Here is a 7,174-nt window from a genome sequence, read left to right on the forward strand (position 1 = left end):
CCAGCGCCGGCCCGAGACCCGCGCCCCGCCAGGAGCGCGACCTCGAACTGATCGACCTGCCAACCCCGTCCGCGCCCGAAGCGCCGACCGACGAAGAACTCAAGGCCTGGTACGACAGCCACGGTGACCGTTACACCAAGCCCGAACAGGTGGCGGTGGAATACGTCGAGATCGACGGCGCCACGCTGGAAGTGCCGACCGTGGTCGACGAACAGACCCTGCGCCAGCGCTACGACGAACAGCGCAGCCGCTACGTCACCGAGCCGGTGCGCACCGCGGCGCACATCCTGGTGTCGGTGCCGGCCGATGCCGATGAAGCCGAAGTCGAGGCCGCGCGCGAACGTGCCCAGGCCCTGGCCGACCAGGCCCGCGAACCCGGCGCCGATTTCGCCGCGCTGGCCCGCGAAAATTCCGATGACATCGGTTCGAAGGCCGACGGCGGCATGCTCGGCCCGATCGAAGCCGGCGTGTTCGAAGGCCCGTTCCAGGACGCCCTGTTCGGCCTGGACGAAGTCGGCCAGGTGACCGACCCGGCGCGCACGCCCGAGGGCTGGCACGTCATCCAGCTTGCCGACCTGGAGCCGGGCAGCGAACGCAGCTTCGATGAGGTACGCGGCGAGATCGAAGCCGAATACCTGGCCGAACGCGACCGCGTCTACAGCGACCTGGGCAACCGCCTGATCGAGCGCATCTACCGCGACCCGACCGCGCTGGCACCGGCGGCCGAGGAAGTGGGCCTGGAGGTCAAGCGCACGGCGCTGTTCGCCCGCGATGCCGGCGAAGGCATCGCGGCCATGCCGGAAGTGCGCCAGGCAGCCTTTGCCGACGCCCAGCGAGTCGATCGCCAGGTCAGCGACGCCGTCGAAATCGGCCCGAACCACCTGGTGGTGCTGCACGTGGTCGAAGTCGAGCCCGCCGCGCTGATTCCGCTGGAAGACGTGCGCGACCGCGTGCGCGCCGACCTGGTCGCCGACAGCCTGTCCAAGGCCTCCCAGGCCCAGGCCGAAGCCCTGCTCGAACGCGCCCGTGCCGGCGAGTCCTTCGCCGACCTGGCCAGCGAAGTCGGCCGCACCGTGGCCGAGCTGCCGGCGGCCACCCGCCAGTCGCAGCTGCCGCCGGCGCTGCTCGAAGAAGCCTTCCGCCTGTCGGAACCGACCGAAGACGCGCCCAGCGTCGGCATGGTGCGCCTTGGCGCCGACCGCCACGCCCTGGTGCGGGTCACCGAGGTTCGCGACGGGGAAGTCGGTGAACTCGACGACGCCACCCGCGACGCCCTGCGCCAGCAGCTGGCCCAGGCCCGCGCCGTGGTCGAAGCCGAAGCCTACGTGCGCGCCCTGCGTCGCCAGTACACGGTCACGGTGGCCGAAGACCGGCTCTGAGTCCTGCACGTGCTGCACAAAAAAAGGCCCGGGATTTCCCGGGCCTTTTTCATTCAACGGCCGATCTGGTTCAGACGCCTTCGATGCCGGTCATGCCCAGGATGTTGTAACCCGCATCCACGTAGGTCACTTCGCCGGTGACGCCCGAGGCCAGGTCGGAACACAGGAAGGCGGCGACATTGCCGACGTCCTCGATCGTGACGCTGCGGCGCAGCGGCGCGTATTCCTCGACGTGGCCCAGCATCTTGCGGAAGTTGGCGATGCCCGCCGCCGCCAGGGTCTTGATCGGCCCGGCCGAGATCGCGTTCACGCGGGTGCCCTCGGGGCCCAGGTTCAGGGCCAGGTAGCGCATGTTCGCTTCCAGGCTGGCCTTGGCCACGCCCATGACGTTGTAGTTCACCAGCGCGCGCTGGGCGCCCAGGTAGCTCAGCGTCAGGATGCTGCCGCCGCGCCCCTTCATCATCGGCCGCGCGGCCTTGGCCAGGGCGGCCAGGCTGTAGCTGGAGATGTCGTGGGCGATGCGGAAGTTTTCGCGGGTCAGGCCCTGCAGGTATTCACCCTCGATGGCCTCGCGCGGCGCGAAGCCGACCGAGTGCACCAGGATGTCCAGGCCGTCCCAGCGCTTGCCCAGTTCGGCGAAGACGCTGTCGATCTGGGCGTCGTCGGCCACGTCCAGCGGCAGCACGATGTCCGAACCGTTTTCCCGCGCGGCATCTTCGACGCGCGACTTGAGCTTGTCGTTCTGGTAGGTGAACGCCAGCTCGGCGCCTTCACGATGCATGGCCTCGGCGATGCCGGTGGCGATGGAGCGCTGGCTGGCGATACCTACGATCAGGGCACGTTTGCCCGTCAGAAATCCCATGTTCTCCTCCTGGTGCCGCCGTGTCGGCGGTGCGAACGCCCTAGTTTCGCCCGGCACGGGCCATACCGCCAAGCATGGAGGCCGGTCAGGGGTCGACCTGGACCTGCTGGCCCACCTGCAGCACCGAGCGGCCGTTCAATTCGTTGAGCCGGTAGATCTGGCGCAGGGGCACGCCGTACTTGCGGGCGATGCCCGACAGGGTGTCGCCGCTGCGCACGCGATGGCTGCGCGCGGGCGCGTCGCCGGAGGCCGGGGCGTCGGGCAGGTCGCGCACGGCCAGCAGCGTGGCCGGGCCGGCCGGCACCAGGACCTCGCGTGGCGCCCCGGCGGGGATGCGGCCGCCGCGGTAGGCCGGGTTGAGCCGGCGCAGTTCGCGGGCATCGACCACCAGCTTCAGCGCCGCCTGGTCGAGGCTGTTGGTGCCGGGCGGCAGCGGCAGGCGCGCCAGCGGCACGAAGCGCGCATCGCGCGGCAGCTCCAGGCCCTGGCGTTCGGGTTTGGCGATCAGGCAGGCCAGGGCGCGCAGCTTGGCGACGTAGTCGTAGGTGATGCGCGACAGGCCCTGGGGCAACTTTCGTTCGCCCGAGGCGTCGCGGTGCCCGTTGGATCTGAAGGCGCGCAGGATCCGGTATTCGCCGGCGTTGTAGGCCATGGCCGTGGCGCGCCAGTCGCCGTCGAAGCGCGCCGACAGGTCGACCAGGTAGTCCAGGGCGGCGTCGGTGGACGCCACCGGCGACAGGCGGCCGTCGTAGCCCGACTGGATGCGGATGCCGTGGTTGCGCGCGGTGCTGGCGATCATCTGCCACATGCCCGCCGGGCCGCCCGGGCCGATGGCGGCGGGGCGATACCAGCTTTCAACGATGGGGATGAGCGCGAATTCCGCAGGCAGCCCACGCCGGTCGACTTCGGTGGCGACGTAGGCCATCAGCGGCAGGATTTCTTCCAGATGCCGGGCGAAAGAGTCCGGGTGGCCGGCGTAGCGCTTGCGCCAGGTCCGGTTCGCCTCGCCCTTGATGCAGATCGGCGACTGGAAGTTCGCCGCCAGGTGGTCGAACAGCTCGGCGCCGGTATCGATCGGGTCGGGCGCCGGCGGCGGCGTGGGTTCGGCCAGCGCCGGCGGGCTTGGCCCGGCCGCTTCGGCGTCGTCCGTGGGCTGGGCCGGTGCGGCCGCCGTCGAAGCAGCCGGCGGGGCCGCGTCGGCTTCCGGCGGCACCGGCCGGACCGGGGCCTGGCAGGCGGCCAGCAGCAGCGCCGGTAGCAGGAGCTGTGCCGCCCGGATTGGCTTCATCCGGCGAACCCGTCCTTCCAGGCGCGCAGCTCGGCGAAGGTTTCCAGCCGGTCGCGGGGTGGGCGGCCCAGGCGCCGGCCGATGCTTTCGCGCACGCCCGGGGCATGCACGCGCAGGAAGGGATTGCAGGCGCGTTCGCTGGCCAGGGACACCGGCAGGCTGGGTTCCCCGCGGGCGCGCAGCTGGCGCACTTCGTCCAGGCGCTGGTCGCGGTCGGGGTTGGTGGGTTCTGCTTCCCGGGCGAAGCGCCCGTTGGCTTCGGTGTATTCGTGGGCGCACAGGACCCGGGTGTCGCCGGACAGGGCGGCCAGGCGGTCGAGCGAGGCAAGCATCTGCGCCGGGCTGCCTTCGAACAGGCGGCCGCAGCCGAGGCTGAACAGGGTGTCGCCGCAAAGCAGCAGGCCGGCGCCGTGGAACGCGATGTGGCTGCGTGTATGGCCCGGTACGGCGATGACCTCGAAACTGGCGCCAAGGGCCGGCACCTGCACCTGGTCGCCGTCACCGACGCGTATGGCCGCCGCAGGGACACGCGGGTCGTCAGGACCGTGGCAGGGTACGGGGAAGGCTTCGAGCAGCGCTTCGACGCCGCCGACGTGGTCGGCGTGGTGGTGGGTCAGCAGCACGGCCACCGGCCGCAGGCCGCGCGAGGCGGCTTCGAGCACCGGCGCGGCATCGCCCGGATCAACCACGATGCAGTCGCCGCCAGGCCCGGCCAGCAGCCAGATGTAGTTGTCCTGGAACGCCGGCAGCGCGATGACTTCCAAGGAGGCGGCCGGGTTTTCCGGGACTTCGGGCAAGCAGGGTGACCTCGATGGCGTGAATGAAGCAGAATCGGAAACATGCCCGCGGCTCCCACCCCCCGTCAACACGAAGGCAGCGCCGACTCCTGGTTCTGCCGGGATCCCGGCCTGGCCCTGCTGCACCAGGTGCAGCGCGAGGCGATTCCGGAGCTTACGCGGGTGTTTGGCCACAGCGGGCTTTACCTGCGCCCCTGCCAGGCCCTGCCCGAAGCGCTGTCGGGCAACATGCTGGCGCAGGTGCTCAGCCTGTACCGGCGTGAGGACCATTTCGCCGGTGCCCTGGCCTGCCGGGACGGCGCCCTGCCGCTGGCCAGCGGCAGCCTGTCGCTGGTCTACGCGCTTTGCGTGCTGGAAACCTCGTCCGACCCCGATGCCCTGGTGGGCGAAATCGCCCGTGTGCTCAAACCCGGCGGCGTGGCCCTGCTGGCCAGCCTCAATCCCTGGGGCCTGGCGCGCCTGCGCTGGGCGTTCCGCGGGCTGCGCGGCATCGACCCGGTGCACCTGGGCCAGCAGGTCATCGACCACGGCCTGGAAATCGAGCGCCAGCTCTGGCTGGGGCCGGTGTGGGCGCCGGCAGCCGGGCTCGAACTTCGCGAGCCGCGTGGCCAGGGCCTGTTCGCCGGCCTGCGGGCGGCCCACCTTATCGTTGCCCGCCGGCGCGAGCCCGGCATGACGCCGCTGCGCGCCGGCTCCCCGACCATGGCCCTGCGGCCTGGCATGACTGCCGGATGATCCTGACTTGAGCAAGAAAACCGTTGAAATCCACACCGATGGTGCCTGCCTGGGCAACCCCGGTCCGGGCGGCTGGGCGGCGCTGTTGTGCCATGCCGGCCGCGAACGCGAACTGGCCGGCGGTGAAACACAAACCACCAACAACCGCATGGAGCTGATGGCGGCGATCATGGCGCTCGAGGCCCTGAAGTCACCCTGCGAAGTCGAACTTTCCACCGACTCGCAGTACGTGCAGAAGGGCATCGGCGAATGGCTGCCGAACTGGATCCGCCGTGGCTGGAAAACCGCCGCCGGCCAGCCGGTCAAGAACCAGGACCTGTGGATGCGCCTCGACGCCGCCGCCAGGCCGCACACGGTGCGCTGGAAGTGGGTCAAGGGCCACGCCGGCCACGTCGAAAACGAACGCGTGGACAAGCTGGCCCGCGCCGAAGCCGAAAAATTGAGGGGTTGAACCGCCGCATGCGCCAGATCGTGCTCGACACCGAAACCACCGGCCTGTCCTGGGAGAAGGGCAACCGCGTGGTCGAGATTGGCTGTATCGAACTGGTCGAACGGCGGCCAACCGGTCGGCACTTCCACCGCTATTTCAATCCTGGCCGCGAAATGGAGCCGGGCGCGCAGGAAGTCACCGGCCTGACCCTGGAATTCCTGCAGGACAAGCCGCGCTTCGAAACCGCGGTCGATGAATTCATCGAATTCATCCGCGACGCCGAGCTGATCATCCACAACGCCAGCTTCGACGTCGGCTTCCTGGACTACGAACTGTCGCTGGCCGGCAAACACTTCGGCCGCATCACCGACCACGCCGGCGTGCTCGATACCCTGGCGATGGCGCGCGAACGTTACCCGGGCCAGCGCAATTCGCTCGACGCCCTGTGCCGCCGCCTGGGCGTGGACAACGGCCACCGCAAGCTGCACGGCGCGCTGCTCGACGCCGAGCTGCTGGCCGAGGTCTACCTGGGCATGACCTCGGGCCAGGGCGACCTGGGCCTGGCCGCCAGCGGCGAAGCCGACAATGCCGCCGCCGTGGCCACCGCCTCCCGCCTGGCCTGTGCGTCGGTGCCGCGGGTGCTGCGGCTCGCCAGCGCCGCCGAAGAAGCCGCCCACGCCGAACGAATGGCGAAAATCGCCGCAAAGGCGGGCAAACTGCTCTGGCCCGGGACCGAATCCGGCGCCTGAACCCGTTGTTGGATGTGCCAGGAGTCTCCACCCACGAGGTCACCTTGAACGCCACCGTCCTGCTTACCTCGGTTGACATCAATATCCCCGGTTACCGCATCCTGCGGCCGATCGGCGAGGGCGGCATGGCCTCGGTGTTCCTGGCCGTGCAGGAGTCGCTGGACCGCGAAGTGGCGCTGAAGGTGATGGCGCCGGCGCTGGCGGCCAACGCCGAGTTCGCGCACCGCTTCCTGACCGAAGGCAAGATCACCGCCAAGCTGCAGCACCCGAACCTGGTGACGGTCCACGACATCGGCAACCACGGCAACGTCTATTACCTGGCCGCCGAATACATCCCCGGCGGCACGCTCAAGGACCGCATCGAAGAAGGCGGGCTCAGCGTCGGCCAGATCCTGGACATCACCGCCGACATCGCCCACGGCCTGGATTTCGCCCACCAGAAGGGGTTCGTGCACCGCGACGTCAAGCCGGGCAACGTGCTCTTCCGCAACGACGGTCGCGTGGTGCTGGCCGACTTCGGCATCGCCAAGGCCATGGACGGCAGCAACAGTTCCACCGTCGCCGGCACGTCCATCGGCACGCCCGACTACATGAGCCCGGAACAGGCGCGCGGCGAATCGGTGGACGGGCGCTCGGACCTCTACAGCCTGGGCGCGGTGCTGTTCGAGATGCTGGCCGGCGTGCCGCCCTACCAGGCCAGCGACGCCTTCACCGTGGCGCTGATGCACGTCAGCCACCCGGTGCCGTCGCTGCCCGAGGAACATGCCTGGCTGCAGCCGCTCATCGAAGGCCTGATGGCGAAGGACCCGGCGCAGCGTTTCAACACCGGTGCGGCCTTCGTCGAAGCCATGCACAAATGCGTGGCTGGTGCGCCGGCCGGCGCCGTCGGCGTGGAAACGCGGGCCCGGCGTCCCGGCAACGACCGCATCGCCGG

At 70.0% G+C, this 7,174-nt stretch carries 8 protein-coding genes; 5 read left to right on the plus strand and 3 right to left on the minus strand.

The annotated features are described in order from the left end of the window. The coding region (locus AACZ35_RS10590) for a peptidyl-prolyl cis-trans isomerase (RefSeq protein ID WP_339828985.1) at positions 1–1,379 on the plus strand (1,379 nt) is incomplete at its 5' end. A 70-nt stretch (positions 1,380–1,449) separates the two neighbouring features. Here the strand turns inward: AACZ35_RS10590 and AACZ35_RS10595 are convergent. From AACZ35_RS10595 to gloB, 3 genes are all read right to left on the minus strand, one after another. Further along, a complete protein-coding gene (locus AACZ35_RS10595; protein WP_339828987.1) occupies positions 1,450–2,241 on the minus strand; it encodes an enoyl-ACP reductase in 792 nt (263 codons plus the stop codon). 85 nt (positions 2,242–2,326) lie between these two features. Then, positions 2,327–3,529, minus strand: a complete 1,203-nt coding sequence (locus AACZ35_RS10600) for a transglycosylase SLT domain-containing protein (protein ID WP_339828989.1) — start codon at positions 3,527–3,529, stop codon at positions 2,327–2,329. Continuing rightward, entirely contained in the window at positions 3,526–4,293 is a 768-nt protein-coding gene (gloB, locus tag AACZ35_RS10605) for a hydroxyacylglutathione hydrolase (RefSeq protein ID WP_339829001.1), read from the minus strand. The genes AACZ35_RS10600 and gloB overlap by 4 nt, the downstream gene beginning before the upstream one ends. A 75-nt stretch (positions 4,294–4,368) precedes the next feature. On the opposite strand from gloB, the gene AACZ35_RS10610 reads away from it, so the two are divergent. The 4 genes from AACZ35_RS10610 to AACZ35_RS10625 form a co-directional block, all read left to right on the plus strand. Further along, positions 4,369–5,061, plus strand: coding sequence for a methyltransferase domain-containing protein (locus tag AACZ35_RS10610; protein WP_339828992.1), 693 nt, complete (start codon positions 4,369–4,371; stop codon positions 5,059–5,061). Between the two features lie 7 nt (positions 5,062–5,068). Then, a complete protein-coding gene (rnhA, locus tag AACZ35_RS10615) occupies positions 5,069–5,512 on the plus strand; it encodes a ribonuclease HI (RefSeq protein WP_339828995.1) in 444 nt (147 codons plus the stop codon). 8 nt (positions 5,513–5,520) lie between these two features. Then, entirely contained in the window at positions 5,521–6,240 is a 720-nt protein-coding gene (gene dnaQ, locus AACZ35_RS10620) for a DNA polymerase III subunit epsilon (RefSeq protein WP_339828997.1), read from the plus strand. A gap of 44 nt (positions 6,241–6,284) precedes the next feature. Continuing rightward, positions 6,285–7,174: serine/threonine-protein kinase (locus tag AACZ35_RS10625; protein ID WP_339828999.1), on the plus strand; the 890-nt coding region annotated here is incomplete at its 3' end.

This window comes from uncultured Arenimonas sp. (genome assembly GCF_963976025.1).
Taxonomy (GTDB): Bacteria; Pseudomonadota; Gammaproteobacteria; order Xanthomonadales; family Xanthomonadaceae; genus Arenimonas.